Origin of the sequence: Snodgrassella sp. M0110, from assembly GCF_016101465.1 — a bacterium.
Taxonomy (GTDB): domain Bacteria; phylum Pseudomonadota; class Gammaproteobacteria; order Burkholderiales; family Neisseriaceae; genus Snodgrassella; species Snodgrassella alvi.
In genome coordinates this window covers 455,229-471,598 of sequence record NZ_JACFQM010000001.1, presented here as the reverse complement: position 1 = coordinate 471,598, position 16,370 = coordinate 455,229, and the positions used below count along the sequence as shown (strand labels likewise).

15 protein-coding genes are annotated in these 16,370 nt (G+C 40.8%); 12 read left to right on the top strand and 3 right to left on the bottom strand.

The features are described from left to right. The first annotated feature begins 20 nt into the window (after positions 1 to 20). The 6 genes from H3T84_RS02090 to H3T84_RS02065 all read left to right on the top strand — a co-directional run bounded on the left by H3T84_RS02090 (position 21) and on the right by H3T84_RS02065 (position 6,779). The gene (locus H3T84_RS02090) at positions 21 to 560 is read left to right on the top strand and encodes a pilus assembly protein PilP (protein WP_198217539.1); all 540 of its coding nucleotides are present in this window, start codon (positions 21 to 23) and stop codon (positions 558 to 560) included. A gap of 36 nt (positions 561 to 596) precedes the next feature. Beyond that, positions 597 to 2,789: a type IV pilus secretin family protein gene (gene pilQ, locus H3T84_RS02085; RefSeq protein ID WP_198217538.1), complete on the top strand. Its 2,193-nt coding sequence runs from the start codon at positions 597 to 599 to the stop codon at positions 2,787 to 2,789. Between the two features lie 251 nt (positions 2,790 to 3,040). Then, positions 3,041 to 3,619, top strand: coding sequence for a shikimate kinase (locus H3T84_RS02080; RefSeq protein ID WP_232346079.1), 579 nt, complete (start codon positions 3,041 to 3,043; stop codon positions 3,617 to 3,619). A 6-nt stretch (positions 3,620 to 3,625) separates the two neighbouring features. Beyond that, on the top strand, positions 3,626 to 4,708 hold the full coding sequence (aroB, locus tag H3T84_RS02075; RefSeq protein ID WP_084550895.1) for a 3-dehydroquinate synthase: 1,083 nt from the start codon (positions 3,626 to 3,628) through the stop codon (positions 4,706 to 4,708). Positions 4,709 to 4,769: 61 nt separating this feature from the next. Beyond that, positions 4,770 to 5,477, top strand: coding sequence for a tRNA (guanosine(46)-N7)-methyltransferase TrmB (trmB, locus tag H3T84_RS02070; protein WP_084550893.1), 708 nt, complete (start codon positions 4,770 to 4,772; stop codon positions 5,475 to 5,477). Positions 5,478 to 5,585: 108 nt separating this feature from the next. After that, entirely contained in the window at positions 5,586 to 6,779 is a 1,194-nt protein-coding gene (locus tag H3T84_RS02065; RefSeq protein WP_198217536.1) for an amino acid aminotransferase, read from the top strand. Between the two features lie 98 nt (positions 6,780 to 6,877). Here H3T84_RS02065 and H3T84_RS02060 read toward each other — a convergent pair whose 3' ends face one another. The 3 genes from H3T84_RS02060 to H3T84_RS02050 form a co-directional block, all read right to left on the bottom strand. Continuing rightward, positions 6,878 to 7,453, bottom strand: coding sequence for an HdeD family acid-resistance protein (locus H3T84_RS02060; RefSeq protein ID WP_174833728.1), 576 nt, complete (start codon positions 7,451 to 7,453; stop codon positions 6,878 to 6,880). 72 nt (positions 7,454 to 7,525) lie between these two features. Then, positions 7,526 to 8,023, bottom strand: coding sequence for a DUF3465 domain-containing protein (locus H3T84_RS02055; RefSeq protein WP_232346078.1), 498 nt, complete (start codon positions 8,021 to 8,023; stop codon positions 7,526 to 7,528). A gap of 146 nt (positions 8,024 to 8,169) precedes the next feature. After that, entirely contained in the window at positions 8,170 to 9,795 is a 1,626-nt protein-coding gene (locus H3T84_RS02050) for a CTP synthase (RefSeq protein ID WP_198217533.1), read from the bottom strand. Positions 9,796 to 9,952: 157 nt separating this feature from the next. Between H3T84_RS02050 and gmk the strand changes: the two genes are divergently transcribed. The 6 genes from gmk to dnaG all read left to right on the top strand — a co-directional run bounded on the left by gmk (position 9,953) and on the right by dnaG (position 16,333). Then, positions 9,953 to 10,564, top strand: a complete 612-nt coding sequence (gene gmk, locus H3T84_RS02045) for a guanylate kinase (protein WP_025331048.1) — start codon at positions 9,953 to 9,955, stop codon at positions 10,562 to 10,564. A 50-nt stretch (positions 10,565 to 10,614) separates the two neighbouring features. Next, positions 10,615 to 10,818 (top strand): DNA-directed RNA polymerase subunit omega, encoded by a 204-nt coding sequence (gene rpoZ / locus H3T84_RS02040; RefSeq protein ID WP_025331049.1) that lies wholly within the window; start codon positions 10,615 to 10,617, stop codon positions 10,816 to 10,818. 15 nt (positions 10,819 to 10,833) lie between these two features. Further along, positions 10,834 to 13,362, top strand: a complete 2,529-nt coding sequence (locus tag H3T84_RS02035; RefSeq protein WP_198217531.1) for a bifunctional (p)ppGpp synthetase/guanosine-3',5'-bis(diphosphate) 3'-pyrophosphohydrolase — start codon at positions 10,834 to 10,836, stop codon at positions 13,360 to 13,362. A 274-nt stretch (positions 13,363 to 13,636) separates the two neighbouring features. Beyond that, positions 13,637 to 13,849, top strand: coding sequence for a 30S ribosomal protein S21 (rpsU, locus tag H3T84_RS02030; protein ID WP_025331051.1), 213 nt, complete (start codon positions 13,637 to 13,639; stop codon positions 13,847 to 13,849). A 173-nt stretch (positions 13,850 to 14,022) separates the two neighbouring features. Next, positions 14,023 to 14,466 carry a GatB/YqeY domain-containing protein gene (locus H3T84_RS02025; RefSeq protein WP_025331052.1) on the top strand — a complete coding sequence of 148 codons (444 nt, stop codon included), beginning with the start codon at positions 14,023 to 14,025 and terminating at the stop codon, positions 14,464 to 14,466. An 82-nt stretch (positions 14,467 to 14,548) separates the two neighbouring features. Then, a complete protein-coding gene (gene dnaG, locus H3T84_RS02020) occupies positions 14,549 to 16,333 on the top strand; it encodes a DNA primase (protein ID WP_198217529.1) in 1,785 nt (594 codons plus the stop codon). Positions 16,334 to 16,370 lie beyond the last annotated feature (37 nt).

The following is a 16,370-nucleotide window of genomic DNA, read 5'->3' as shown; positions in this document are numbered from 1 at the left end:
AAATAAGCAACGGATTAATTATGAATAAATATCTACTTTGCCTTTGTATGCTTACACTAGCTGCATGTTCGGCAGAAAATGAAGATTTACAGGAATGGATGCGCAATACCAGACAGCAGGCCAAATCAACTCCTATACAGACTCAAGAAGCTCAGGTTAATATTCAGCCGACTTATACACCACCTGCGCCGCCACAAATGAATATTTTTGAACCAGCACGTTTAAGAGCCGGACTACAAGGCGATAACGCTCCGGATTTGAATCGTCCTAAACAAATTCTGGAAAATTTTCCATTGAATGAATTACATTATGTTGGTTTGATACAGGCAGCAGGTAAAGCTCCTTCTGCGTTTATATCTGTCAATGATCATGTATACACTGTTAATCTTGGAAATTATCTGGGTGAAAATTATGGACGCATTACATCTATCACCCCTGATGAAATTGTTATTGCGGAGCAAGTCGAAGATTCTTCATCCGGTAAATGGATTAACAGACGTGCCAGCTTACCTTTACAGGCAGCAGATAACGCTTCTACAAATACATCTAGCCAGAACTGAAAAAGTAACCCATTTTAAAATTAAGAAGGTACCAATATGAAAATTAAAACCATATCTATTTTATCCACTCTGGGTCTGGGTTTACTGAGTCAGAGCATACTGGCGGGCAATATTACAGCCATTAATGTCGGTACACTGCAGAATCAACAACGTCTGATCAAAATCCAGTTTGATCAGGATCCTGCACTACCACGAGGATTTACTACAGAAAATCCGGCACGGATTGCTCTGGATTTTGCAAATACAGGATTAGCCCTGCCTCAGAATTTATTAAAATTTGATGATTCTGTCCTTCAGCAGATTGAAGCAGGTCAGACAGCCGATCGTACTCGTGTGATGTTATCGCTGGCAAAAGCAGGTCAGTATAATGCCACCATTAAAGGCAATGAAGTATGGATATATGTACAAGAACCCGCTTCCCCAAGAAGTAAAGTAAAAACTAAACAGACACCATCTGTTGATTCTACTCCTGTATACAATCCGCCCTATCCTGTTACTAATAATATTACTGAAGAAGTTATTGATAGTCAGTCAGTAGCCAACTCAAATGACAAAACATACAATACTGCTGCTACAGTGAATGTTGATTTTCAAAAGGGTAAAAATGGCGATGGTATCGTAGTAATTAAAGGGCTTGCTAATAAAGGTCAGCCTGAAATTAAACGTAACCTAGCCAATCTAACCTTAACTTATAAAAATGTACCATTATTAGCTGAACAGCAGCGTAATCTTGATGTAACAGATTTCAATACGCCTGTACGTATAATTCGGTTACGCAGGGTTGGTAATGATACTGAAATTAATATCCAGATGCAGGGACAGTGGGATCTTAATCAGTCAAAAAGCGGCGGTAATCTGATTTTAAAAGTAATACGTAAAACTGAGATAGATACTGAAGGATTGAAAAATACTAATAAAGCATTTAAAGGCAAACGTGTTTCTCTGGATTTTCAAGATATTGAGGTCCGTACAATTTTGCAAATTCTGGCAAAAGAATCCGGCATGAATATTGTTGCCAGCGATTCTGTCCAAGGTAAAATGACCCTGTCAGTAAAAGATGTTCCCTGGGATCAGGCTTTAGACCTAGTTTTAGTAGCCCGTAATCTGGATATACGTCGTAGTGGTAATGTGATTAATGTTGCTCCTCGTGAAGAATTAATGGCACGAGATGCCTCAACTCTTGAGCAGCAGAAAAAAATAGATGATTTAGGTCCGTTACTATCTCAAACCTTTCAACTGAAATATCGTGCTGTAAAAGATTTCAGTAAAATTCTAAATATTGATGAGAGCGGAAAAAGTACTAATCCAGAGAATAGCATTTTAAGCTCTCGCGGCAGCGCATTATTCGATCCGGTTACTAATACTTTAATTATTACTGATATTGCCAGTGTAATTAAAAAATTTGAAAAATTGGTAGCACAAGTTGATGTTCCTTCTCAACAAGTATTAATTGAAGCGCGAATAGTCGAAACTACAGATAGCTTTGCCCGTGAGTTAGGAACAAGATTCGGATATAATAGAATTACAGGTCATAATACAATTGGTGGTCATCTTACTGATTCACAATGGAAGAATGACAAACAAACAGGTGTAATCGAAAATTCAGCAAAGTTTGACTCACCTAATGTAAATCTTGGAGTAGCAAATGCTACATCAATAGTTTCATGGGTACATAATTTTGCTTCCGGAGCATTAATGCTTGAGCTTTCAGCATCACAAACACAAGGTAAAACTAAAATTATTTCCTCACCACGAGTGTTAACTCAGGATCGTCGGGAAGCCAAAATTGAATCCGGATATGAAGTTCCCTATCAGGAAGCCAGTTCAAGCGGAGCAACATCAACCAGCTTTAAAGATGCAGTGCTAGGCTTAAAAGTTACACCACAAATTACACCTGATGGTAATATCATTATGACATTAAACGTACAAAATGATCGACCAATTGCGTGTACAAGCGTAGCTCCTGGAATACTTAATACCGGTGATATTTGTATGCAAAAAAGAAATGTTGATACCCAGACCATGATTGAAAATGGCGGTACATTAATTATTGGTGGTATTTATAATGAGAATATTGAAAACACTACTGATAAAGTACCTTTATTAGGTGACATTCCGGGCATTGGTAATCTGTTTAAAAAGAGAAAGAATACTCAGCAACGTAATGAATTACTGGTTTTCATAACGCCACGAATTGTTGAGTCCAGCAGTACCCCTTTACAGTATTAATGTAAGAGCATTAATTTGAAAATAATTAGCCAGTCTGTAAACCAGACTGGCTTTTTTACTAGAAGAAAATCTATATAATTTTCATAAATATTAATTTTTTAAATTAGTGTATTCAAGAAAAATATCGAAATTAATTTTTATCTTTAATTTATTTCATAGTTTAGATTATTCTCCTTTAATTTTTCAACAATAAAAATCATTGAGACATATAATTAAATAAACTTCGTCAACTATCTATTGGCAGGTTAATAATGCATAATCTGAAGCTCTCAGTTACAATAACAGACATGGATAATATAGCTGGCAATCTGATTCTGATCGGTTTGATGGGAGCAGGTAAAACTACTCTTGGTAAACAACTGGCAACAAAATTACATCGCGATTTTTATGATAGCGATCAAGTAATATGTGAACGTACTGGCGTATCTATTCCCACTATTTTTGAAGTTGAAGGAGAAGCCGGTTTTCGGTTTCGGGAAGCGGCCATTATCAGCGAGCTAGTGCAGCAAAAAAATATTGTTATTGCCACTGGTGGCGGTACTATTTTACAAATCGAAAACCGACTTAAACTGCAACAAAATGGCCACGTTGTTTATCTACATGCACAACCAGAAATACTGTTAAGTAGAATTCAGCACGACAAAAACCGACCACTACTTCAAGTTTCTGATCCTCTGGCAAAATTGCAAGAACTATATACCGTACGTGATCCTATCTATCGTGCAACAGCCCATACCATAATAGATGTAGACAGTCCTTATAGCTCCAAGACGATTAATCGATTAATTCGATTATTACGATACCCCTCTCAACAACTCTCTCTTTTATAACCCATCATGTATACCCTTTCTGTTGCAACTGCTTCACACCAGTACCCGATATTTATTGGCAGTGATCTGCTGAAATCCGCACAAAATATTCTTGCTCCTTATTTAAATCATAAGATTGCCATTGTTACCAATGTAACCGTTGCTGAATTGTATCTACCTCAGTGGCAGCAAATCATGAATCAGGCAGGTTATGATTATTTCAGTATTATTCTGCCAGACGGAGAACGGTATAAAAATTGGGAAACTCTCAATTTAATTTATGATGGTTTGATGCAAAACCGTGCAGAACGCCAAACCACTTTATTGGCTTTAGGAGGAGGTGTAATTGGGGATATGGTTGGTTTTGCCGCTGCGACCTATCAGCGCGGCGCACCTTTTATCCAGATTCCTACAACACTGCTCAGTCAGGTAGATTCATCTGTTGGCGGTAAAACAGCAATCAATCATCCTTTAGGAAAAAATATGATTGGAGCGTTTTATCAGCCCCAAGCCGTATTTATTGACTTAAACAGTTTGCAAACATTACCAGCACGTGAGTTTTCTGCCGGTTTAGCAGAAGTAATCAAGTATGCCGTATTAGGTGATATCGAATTTCTTCAATGGCTGGAAAATAACATCACCGCATTAATGGCACAGAATCCATCAATACTAGCTGAAGCCGTTTATCGTTGCTGTCAGATGAAAGCTGAAATTGTGGGTGCCGATGAAAAAGAAGCCGGTATCCGTGCTTATTTAAATCTGGGACATACATTCGGCCATGCCATCGAAGCAGAAATGGGTTATGGTAATTGGCTGCATGGAGAAGCTGTGGCTGCCGGTACAGTACTTGCCTGCCGTTTATCTGAGCAACTGGGTTATTTGAACAAAAAAGATACGGAGCGTGTTATTGCATTATTAAATCAGGCCAAGCTACCCGTTCTCCCTCCGGCGATGTCACTTAAGGCATGGCTTGGACATATGAGCCATGATAAAAAAGTAATTGATGGAAAATTACGTTTTGTTGCACTCAAACAACTTGGGCAGGCAATGATAGCTGATGATATTGTAACCGAAACACTAGCCACAACTCTGAAACCCTATATCTTGTGAAGCATGTTAGAATCTGCGCCTAACTCTATCATCGACTTTTACATTAAACACAAGATAAAGTATGACTAATCAATCCGATCTCCAGGCGGAAAATAATCACGATCATAAGCGCAGCATCCGCAGTTTTGTTCTTCGTCAAGGCCATATGACAGCTGCCCAGCAGCGTGCCATTGATACTCAATGGCCACTGTTTGGTATTGATTTTAACCAAAATCAAATTGATTTAGATATCATCTTCAATCGTCCTTCACCAAAAATTCTGGAAATTGGCTTTGGGATGGGAGTAGCAACAGCTGCAATTGCCCAAAACCTGCCTGAGTGTGATTTTCTGGCTATTGATGTACACGGTCCGGGCGTAGGTAATCTGCTAAAACTGATTCAGGAACAAAATATTCAGAATATACGGGTGATGCGCCACGATGCGGTGGAAGTCGTCAATTACATGCTCCATGATAATAGTTTGCATGGGATTCATATTTTCTTTCCTGATCCATGGCATAAAAAACGCCATAATAAACGACGTCTGATTCAGATACCTTTTATTGCCCAATTACTTCCCAAACTGAAACCAAACGGCTATATCCATTTGGCTACCGACTGGCAGGAATATGCCGATCAGATGCTTGAAGTGCTATCCGGCTTCCCTGAATTACAAAATACTGCTGAAGATTTTGCTGCTACTCCGGCCTACCGGCCGGAAACTAAATTTGAAGCACGCGGAAAACGTCTGGGACACGGTGTGTGGGATTTGATTTTTGTAAAAAAATAACATCAAGAATTAATAAAAAGTAAAGACATTTAAGGTACAATCAACCTGATTGCATTGCGGCAATTCTTTTTTCTGTTAAATAATATTGCTGTCTTCTAAGGAACTGAGATGTTTCAGAATGTCGAATACTATCCGGGCGATCCCATTCTGGGTCTGATGGATCAATACAAACAAGATTCACGTAATCAGAAAGTAAATTTGGGTGTTGGCGTTTATTGTGATGATACCGGCCATGTCCCAGTGCTGGAATGCGTTAGCACCGTAGAATCGCAACTGGTTAAAGAAAATTTACCACATGATTACCTGCCTATGGACGGACTGCCCGGTTATCGCCAGGCCTGTCAGAAATTATTACTTGGCAGTGAACATGAAGCTATTAAAAGTGCACGAGTTGCTACCATTGCCAGCCTTGGTGGTTCTGGTGCCCTGCGCGTCGGTGCTGAATTTATTCACCGTTGGTTTCCTCAGGCAAAAGTTTATGTCAGCAATCCTACCTGGGGTAACCACATCAGTATTTTTGAGGGTGCAGGTATAGAGGTACTAAAATACCCCTACTATGATCCTGAAACAATTGGCATTAAATTTACAGAATTAAACCAATTCCTTCAGCAACTGGATGCAGGCAATATTATTTTGTTACATCCGTGCTGCCATAATCCTACCGGTGTAGACCCAAGCCAACAGCAATGGGATGAGCTACTTGAGATTATCAAACAAAAACAACTTATTCCTTTTATGGATATAGCATATCAAGGCTTTGGTGACGATATAAAAACCGATACCTATGCTATTCGTAAAGCTGTTGATTTAGGTTTATGTGTTTATATCAGCAACTCTTTCTCTAAAAATCTTTCAATGTACGGCGAGCGAGTGGGTGGTCTGAGTATTGTCTGCCCGACAGCTGAAGAAGCCCGTCTTGTACAAAGTCAGCTTAAATTTACTGTACGCCGTTTATATTCAAGCCCTCCTGCTCACGGCGGTCATGTCGTTGACCGTGTAATGAACAATAATCAGTTATTCAAGCAATGGAAACAAGAAGTCTATATGATGCGCGATCGTATTCGCGCTATGCGCAGCCGTTTGCATGAAGTCTTACAGGCAAAATTCCCAGAGCGCGATTTCAGCTATTTTGTAAAACAACGTGGTATGTTCAGCTTCACTGGTCTGAATCCGCAGCAGGTTGAACGTCTGAAAAGCGAATTTGGTGTGTATATGGTTGAAAATGGTCGTATGTGTATGGCTGGATTAAATAGCAGTAATATAGAATACGTAGCCAATGCAATGGTTGCTGTATTAAAGTAATTAGTATCTGAACAATGAAACTGGCTGATTATTAACTAATCAGCCAGTTTCATTATTTGTATTACCAACACAATAAATTCAATTACAAAGTAAATTTCTTAATTGGTTGAATGGATAGAAAACCGGCGCAACCGGAAAGCCAATGCAATATTCATGACACCGAATAATGCTGCATAAACACCAATTACCCAAGTTAATGCTATACCGCCCTGCACTGGATCAATTAACAGAATAATACCTACCAAAACCGATAAAATACCGGCAATAATCATCCACCATTCACCCTGAATAGTCTTGCGTAAACGTATTGCAGTTATAACCTGGAATATACCGGATATCAAAGCCCAAGCAGCAATAAATGTAATTAAAACCAGCCAGGTAATTCCCGGAACAAAAAATGTCAGGATACCGGCCAGAATACTTACAATACCCCAAATCAGCATTAACCACCAATCCTGATGACTTTTTCGACCATTAATAGAAATGATTACGCCCATTACACCATCTATTAAAGCATAAACACCGAAGAATATAACCATGACCATTATAGTGATGAATGGATAGAACCACGTTAGCAATCCAAAAATCAATGCAGCAATCCCACGTAAAAGTACTATCCACCAATTTTTTGAAAGTAAATTAGCTAACGGACTGCGAAATGTAAAATTATTCACAATATTTCCTTTAATTAAATGTCCATTTCTAAATGATAAAATATTAATGGACAAGATATCAATAAACGATTGCTATTGATAACGCTTATTTTTATATAACAGCCAGCCATCATGATGACGATGCTTTGGATCATGGTGTGTCCAATGGACTAATCCGCCACGGTTGTTACTGATATACTCACCTGAAAAGCCAACTGTGTCTTCACGCTGCAAATCATTCAGCCTCGGCGCTATATCAATATTATGCACTATTAAAACCGTACTATCTGTGCCTGTACGCAGTATAAAACGCTGATGACGACTGCCTTTATTATCATCAGGTAATGTTTTAATAACTTTACCTTCTCCATATACCTGTACTTTATCAAGATTTTCTTTTTGAGCTTGCTCAATCGACACACTTTCCTTTGGATTACTTGCAACAGGTGCAGCAGTAAAACTATGTCGCATAGATTTAAAAGAATTAATTACCTGTTCCTGTGCCTGACTTTTTGGCTGCTCGTCTGTTGTGCTTTGCAACCACAACCATAATCCCAGTGCCACAATAACCAGCAAAATAACTTTCTTCATAAGTAAAAATTTTGATGTGCAGTTAGTAACAATTTAATTCATCATACAAAATGTAATCAGTGATAGCAAAATTAATGTTGATATAAATAAAAAATCAGGCTATCTGGAAATCCGGATAGCCTGATTCTAGTAAAAACTATAATAATTTATTTTTTATAAGCTAATGCTGCTTTAATAAAGGCTGTAAACAAAGGATGGCCATTTTTTGGTGTTGAAGTAAACTCAGGATGAAACTGACAAGCGAAAAACCAAGGGTGATTCGGTAATTCAATTGTTTCAACCAAATGCTCATGCCCGGTAGATACACCACCAATAACCAAACCAGCCTGTTCTAACTGTGGCACATAATAATTATTAACTTCATAACGATGACGATGACGCTCGCGAATCAACTCATTACCATAAATGTTTCTCGCCAATGAGCCGTTAGCCAGTTTAACTTCTTGTGCGCCTAAACGCATCGTACCGCCAAGATTAGTATTAACATCGCGTTTTTCAATCTGTCCGTCTCTATCCTGCCACTCACTAATCAAAGCAACAACAGGATGCTGGGTTTTCAGATCAAATTCAGTTGAATTGGCTCCATCCAGATTAGCCACATCACGTGCATATTCAATCAGCGCGATTTGCATGCCCAGACAGATACCCAAATAAGGAATTTGCTTTTCACGCGCATAACGAACAGCAGCGATTTTTCCTTCAACACCACGCGTACCGAAACCACCGGGAACCAGTATGGCATCCATATCTTCTAAGCAGGCCGTTCCTTCTGTTTCCAGAGCTTCACTATCTATATAATGAATATCCACTTCAGTTTCGGTCTGAATACCGGCATGCTTTAAAGCTTCCGACAAAGATTTATATGACTCAGTTAAATCGACATATTTGCCGACCATGGCAATTTTTACTTTGTGTTTCGGATGTTGTACTAAATAAACAATCTTATTCCATGCAGTCAGATCGGCCTGCTGAACATTAAGTTGCAGCTGCTCACAGATAATATTGTCAATACCCTGATCATGAAGCATTGCCGGTACTTCATAAATGCTATTAACATCATAACAGCTTATAACCGCACGCTCTTCAACATTACAGAATAAAGCGATCTTACGTTTTTCTTCTTCCGGCATCGGCCGGTCCATACGGCAGATAAGTACATCCGGCTGAATGCCGATTTCACGTAATTCTTTAACGGAATGCTGGGTCGGTTTGGTTTTTATCTCACCTGCAGCCGCAATATACGGTACATAGGAAAGATGAACAAAAAGAGTATTAGTTCGTCCCTGCTGGCTGCGCATTTGTCTGATGGCTTCCAGAAAAGGCAAAGACTCGATATCACCTACCGTACCTCCGATTTCGACAATCGCCACATCGAAACCGGCAGCACCTTCATGAATTTTGCGTTTGATTTCATCAGTAATGTGGGGAATAACCTGAACCGTACCCCCCAGATAATCACCACGGCGTTCTTTATGAATTACACTTTCATACACCTGGCCGGATGTAAAATTATTGCGCTTTTGCATCGTAGCATCAATAAAGCGCTCGTAATGCCCGAGATCCAGATCTGTTTCAGCACCATCATCAGTAACAAATACTTCCCCATGCTGAAAAGGACTCATTGTACCCGGATCAACATTAATATACGGATCCAGTTTAAGCATGGTTACTTTTAAACCACGGGATTCTAAAATAGCAGCAGTAGACGCAGCGGCAATGCCTTTACCCAGTGAAGAGACCACACCGCCAGTTACAAAAATAAACTTGGTCATGACAATCAGCAGGAAATTGAATTGAGCATTTTAGCCGAAAACAGCATGAAATGAAAGATACTGCCCGGTCACATAAAGAGTAAGAATATTATCTCTAGATTGGCGCAATAATCACGGTTGTGGCATAATTAATCACCGTAACCGCTAAATTTTTATTATGTTGCAATCTGGACATATTTTCATTGTTTCCGCCGCTTCCGGAACAGGCAAAACCACTCTGGTTTCACGTCTGAGTGCCTGTCAGCCTGATATCCGTATTTCTATCTCCCACACCACCAGAATGCCGCGAGATGGAGAACAAAATGGCATTCATTACCATTTTGTCAGCCGTGATGAATTTGAGCAAATGATTGCTGCCAATGCCTTCATAGAACATGCAAATGTCTATGGTAATTATTACGGCACCAGTTTAAAAGCTGTTGAGTCATTATCAAAACAGGGCTATAACGTTATTCTGGAAATAGATGTGCAGGGTGCTGAACAGATCCGCCGTTTATTACCGGAAGCCACCAGCATTTTTATTCTGCCTCCGTCAATGGCTGAACTGAACGAACGTCTGCGAAACAGAGGCACAGATAGTGAAGATGTAATAGCCTACCGGCTGGAAAAATCACGTGAAGAAATAGAGCAAAGCCTGTTATTCGATTATGTGATTGTTAATGAAGAGATTACACAAGCAGAAAATGACCTGCTGGCGATTATTCGCTCAGTTGGCTTGCGTGCCAAGGCACAAAGCCAGACGATTATACAAATTTTATCCGAAAAATAATTTATTTACCTTTTATTACTTATCCTGACATCAGGAATGGAACTCAGATTATGGCTCGTATCACTGTAGAAGATTGTATCGGACGTATTCCGAATCATTTTGACCTGACCATGATAGCTGCTTTACGCGCTCGTCAGCTTGCCAACGGCGCTACTGCACTGGTCGAAGAAGATCATGATAAACCGACTGTCATTGCTTTGCGCGAAATTGCCGGCGGACAAATCGGAACAGAATTACTTAACCAGCAAAAATAATACAGGCAAACAGCCATGTACCCCCCCAGCGTGCCTTATAAACCACCAGTAAATCAATGGCGGGATAATCTTTTCGCACATACGGAATATCTGAATAAACAGGAACGCTGGGAATTGCTGGAACAGGCATGCGCCTATATATATTCTCTTGCAGACAAAACTGGCAAAACTGCTTTACTGGAACGCAGTTTTGCCATTACTACATCTCTTGCCCAAAATCTGCACAGAGTACAAGCTCTTGCTGCCGTTTTAATCAAAATTGCTTTTGAAGATTTAGGTACTTCAGATTCTCATCTTCCAAGTCATGCATTAGGACAGGTGGGGATGAAAATTTTAAACGAAATTAATACCTCAGCATATACCGATATTGCTTCACAACTCAAATGCTGCGAGCAGCAAATAGAGAACAGCTATCATGCCATTATTAACGAGGCACAGAATAAATTATTGCACACCGCTTCTTACCTCGGAAAAGATGATCTACAATTACTTGGCAAAGCCTGTGAATTCGGTGCAACTGCACATCAGGGACAGTTTCGCAATAGTGGTCTGCCCTATATTACCCACCCCATAGCGGTGGCGACACAACTGGCTGAATGGCATGTAGACATTCAGGCTTTATGCGCTGGTGTATTACACGACGTACTGGAAGATACCGGTACCACCAAAGAAGAAATTATTGCCGTATTCGGAGAAACCATAGCCAATATGGTTGACGGTCTATCGAAACTGGAAAAACTGGAATATAACAGCCAGCAGGAAGCACAGGCTGAAAGTTTCCGCAAGCTTATTATGGCAATGACACAGGACGTACGGGTGATCATTGTCAAGCTATCAGACCGGCTGCACAATATGCGCACACTGTCAGCAAAAAAACCGGCCAGCCAAAGACGTATTGCTCAGGAAACCATGGAAATCTATGCACAGCTGGCCAATCGCATCGGATTAAACCATGTTTACCGCGAATTACAGGACCTGGCATTCAAGCATTTGTATCCGCATCGCTATGAAGTTCTTGCCAAAGCTATTCAGTCATCCCGGCGTAACCGGCGTGACGTGGTAGGAAAAGTACTGCGCGCATTCAGTCAGCGTCTGGTTAGTGCCAATATCGAGGCACAGGTAAGAGGCCGAGAAAAAAATCTTTATAGCATATATGAAAAAATGCGCCGGAAAAATCTCCATTTTGCCGACGTAATGGATATATATGCATTCAGAGTTATCGTTAATAATATACCGGCCTGCTATACCGCTTTAGGCGTACTGCATAATCTTTACAAGCCTAAGCCGGGAAGAATCAAAGACTATATCGCCATCCCTAAAAATAATGGTTACCAGAGTCTGCATACCATACTGGTAGGCCCGTATGGTCTACCAATTGAAGTACAGATTCGTACACATGAAATGGATACCATTGCCGAACGCGGTATAGCCAGTTACTGGATGCACAAAGATGGTGAGCAGAATAGCTTTGATCAGGCTCAGATGCGTACAAATCAATGGCTGCAAAGCATACTTGATATTCAGGCGCATAGTGCCAATGCCATTGAATTCTTTGAACATGTAAAAACTGATCTGTTTCCAAACGAGGTATACGTTTTCACCCCTAAAGGCAAAATCATTACCTTACCGGAAGGTGCCACACCGGTGGATTTTGCTTATGCAGTCCACACTGGTATTGGTAATCGCACTGTTTCAGCACGTATTAATCACAATCTTATGCCATTACGCACCCGGCTGCACACTGGTGATACAGTAGAAATCATTACCTCCAGCAATGGTCATCCTACCCCGGCATGGCTTGATTTTGCCGTTTCCAGCCATGCACGCAGCGCCATTCGCAGCCAGATTAAAAAAATGAATCGTTCAGATGCCATCCGTCTGGGTGAGAAATTATTACAAAAAGCACTCTCCAGCCTGTTACCGGAAAATGTTTTACTTTCAGACAGTCTGAAAGATAAATATCTGGCCGATTTACAACAGAAAAATACTTCCTTTGAAAATATCCTGTGCGAAGTTGGTATGGGATTGTTGCAACCGGTTTCCATAGCCATGCACATCGCAGAGCTGGCCGGAGAACACTTTAACAATACCATTAAACTGGCACCCATTAATCTTACCGGCAATGAATCTACCCATATTCATCTGGCCAAATGCTGCCACCCTATTCCCGGCGATACTATTAAAGCCTTATTAATCAAAGATCAGGGAATCATTATTCATCGTGACACTTGCAATACCATTCTGAAAACAGATCCTGAGCTTCAGCTTGATGCTAACTGGGATATTATGCAGGCAAGCAACTATCAAACAACACTGTGTCTGAATGCAATCGACAGTCATGGCTTACTCGCCACTATTGCTCAGGCTATTTCCTCCAATGGCGGAGATATCAAGTCGGTTGAAACAACATCGAAAAAACTTGAAGGCATTGAGGGATTTATCGAATTTCGCTTTGTTTTACAGGTAAAAGATCTAGACCAGCTGAACCAGATTACCCGGGATTTGCACTCTGTACCTCAGATTCGCCGCGTAAACCGCGTCTGAACAATCTTTCCTGATAAATATTCATATATATCCGTTAAATATCATCTTGACGAACGATATTTAATCAGACATAATTCTGCCTTATTTTTAAAATAAACCTATGTCTGTTATTACTTTGTTTATTACAGATATAGCCATTATTTACACCTTAGGAGGTGATGTTGTAAACGGTTATGCGGTACCGTAAACACCGCCCTAGCCCTAAGTGGCAATATTTAAATATTTAGCTGATTAATAGTAATCAGCATCAGAACTCATTTATTCAGGAAAAAACATGCCTTCTGTACGTGTAAAAGAAAATGAACCCTTTGAAGTTGCGATGCGTCGCTTTAAACGCTCTGTTGAAAAAACCGGTCTGATGACCGAACTGCGTGCTCGTGAAGCTTACGAAAAACCAACTACTGAACGTAAGCGTAAAAAAGCAGCAGCCGTAAAACGTTTACAGAAACGCTTGCGCAGCCAGCAATTGCCACCAAAATTCTATTAATTGGTAGCTCCGGTTTATCATTTTCTGGTAACTGGAAATAAATACAATTGAAAACAATACCGCAGGCTATTGCTTGCGGTATTTGCATTTTACAGAAATAACTATCTGAAGCACCGCAATTTTAGCAGTATCATACTAAACTAATTTAATTTTTATTTATTGCGAGCAATATTATGAGCCTGAAACAACAACTGCAAGAAGATATGAAAACTGCCTTGCGCAATCATGATTCAGCTACCCTGTCCACCATTCGAATGGCACTGGCTGCAATAAAACAGATCGAAGTAGATGAACGAATCGAAGTAGACGATACACGCTTCACAGCTATTATCAGCAAAATGGTTAAACAGCGCAAAGAGTCTGTACGCATGTATACCGAGGCTGGCAGAACTGATCTGGCAGAAAAAGAACAGTCAGAAATCGATCTGCTGCAGAATTATCTACCCAAAATGCTCGACGAAGCTGAAATTGACGCAGCAATTAAAGAAGCCATAACCAGCACAGGCGCTGCGCAGCCAAGTGATATGGGTAAAGTTATGGGTGTACTGAAAAAAACACTGGCCGGTAAAGCTGACATGAGTGAAGTCAGCAAAAAAATCAAACAGCTTTTAAACTAAAAGTTATCTGCATTAACCATAACAGCAGATCAGAAAGACCGTTTTCCAATCTTTCGTATTGAAGATAGCAGGCATAGTTGGCATGATTCCCAGTGAATTTATTGACGAATTATTAAATAAAATTGATGTCGTCGATGTAATCGAAGAGTTTGTACCGTTAAAAAAAAGCGGTGCCAACTACATGGCCTGCTGCCCTTTTCACAAAGAAAAATCTCCTTCCTTTTCTGTCAGCCCCAGCAAACAGTTTTATCATTGCTTTGGCTGCGGCGTACATGGTTCAGCCATTGGCTTTATCATGGAATATCAAGGATTAAACTTTCAGGAAGCTGTGCAATTTCTGGCCGACCGGATCGGAATGATCGTACCCAGACAGATTGGCAACAACAACTCACAGGCACATAAAGCCATTAAACAGCAACAGCAGACACTGGAACAAACCACAGCTGATGCCGCCACCTTTTACCAGCAACAACTTAAAACCTCGCCAAGTGCTCAGAATTACTTACAGCAGCGCGGCCTGAGCGATGAAATCATTCTTCATTATGGTTTGGGCTATGCACCTGATGACTGGCAGGCACTGGCAAAAATATTCCAGCCCTATCCAAGCAATGCACTAGTAAACAGCGGTATGGTCATTACCAAAGACGACCGCCATTACGACCGGTTCCGTAACCGTATTATGTTTCCAATCCGCAGTACCCGCGGTCAGATTATCGGGTTTGGTGCGCGCATTCTGGATTCAGGTGAACCTAAATATCTTAATTCACCTGAAACTCCCTTGTTTGATAAAGGTCGTAATCTGTATGGCTTGTATGAAGCACGTGCCGCCATTAAAGAAGCACAGCGTGTACTGGTAGTAGAAGGTTATATGGACGTAGTTGCCCTGGCACAGTTTGGTCTGGGCTATGCAGTAGCCGCACTCGGTACAGCCACCACCGCCGAACATGTGCGCTTACTGATGCGGCAAAGCGATCATATCTATTTTTGCTTTGACGGCGACAGCGCAGGTAAAAAAGCAGCCTGGCGGGCTTTAGAAAATGCCTTACCGCAGTTAAAAGACGACAAAATTTTACACTTTCTGTTCTTACCAGCCGAACACGATCCTGACAGTTACGTACGCAGCTATGGATTAAAACCATTTGAAGATGCATTACTCAATCAGAGTCTGCCGCTATCAGCCTATTTCTGGCAGGTACTAACAGAAAATATTGATATGGAAACACAGGAAGGCAAAGCGGAGCTGATTAAAACCGCCAGTCCTTTACTGGCGCAAATCAAAGCACCGGCACTTTCTTTTCTGCTGCGTCAGGAACTTAGCCGGAAAGTAGGTATTGATGAACACAATCTGGCACAACTACTCGGGCAGGAACTGCCCAGACCTCAGACTATCAGACAGAAAAGTTATCAATTACCCCGCAATACTTTCCGGCAGCCGCCAGTCATGTCATTAGTGCAAAAGCAGATACGCGCGCTATTGATAAATCCGCAATGGGCCGTATATATAGAACTACCAGAATATCTGGACCTGCACGGCGATTATGCATGCCTCGCCGCGCTGGCTGAACGTATTCAAGCCTCCGTTACCCCGTTAAACAGTGGTGCCGTGCTGGAACTGATGCGTAATACTGAATTTGAACCCGTTATCCGGCAGATTATTCATGATTATATGGACTCACCGGATGTCATGCAGCCAGGCAATGAAGATGACTGCACCACATTCAGACAGGGCATGCAAAAATTACTGGACAACCTTAAAACACAGCAGATTGATGCGTTGAAGCGCAAACTCCAGCATGAGCGACTAAGTGCCGACGAAAAACAGTTACTACTGCTACTTTTAAGTCCGTCCAAAATGCCGTCAGTATAAACCGGCGGTTATTGTAAACGCTTGCAGCGACAAAGTC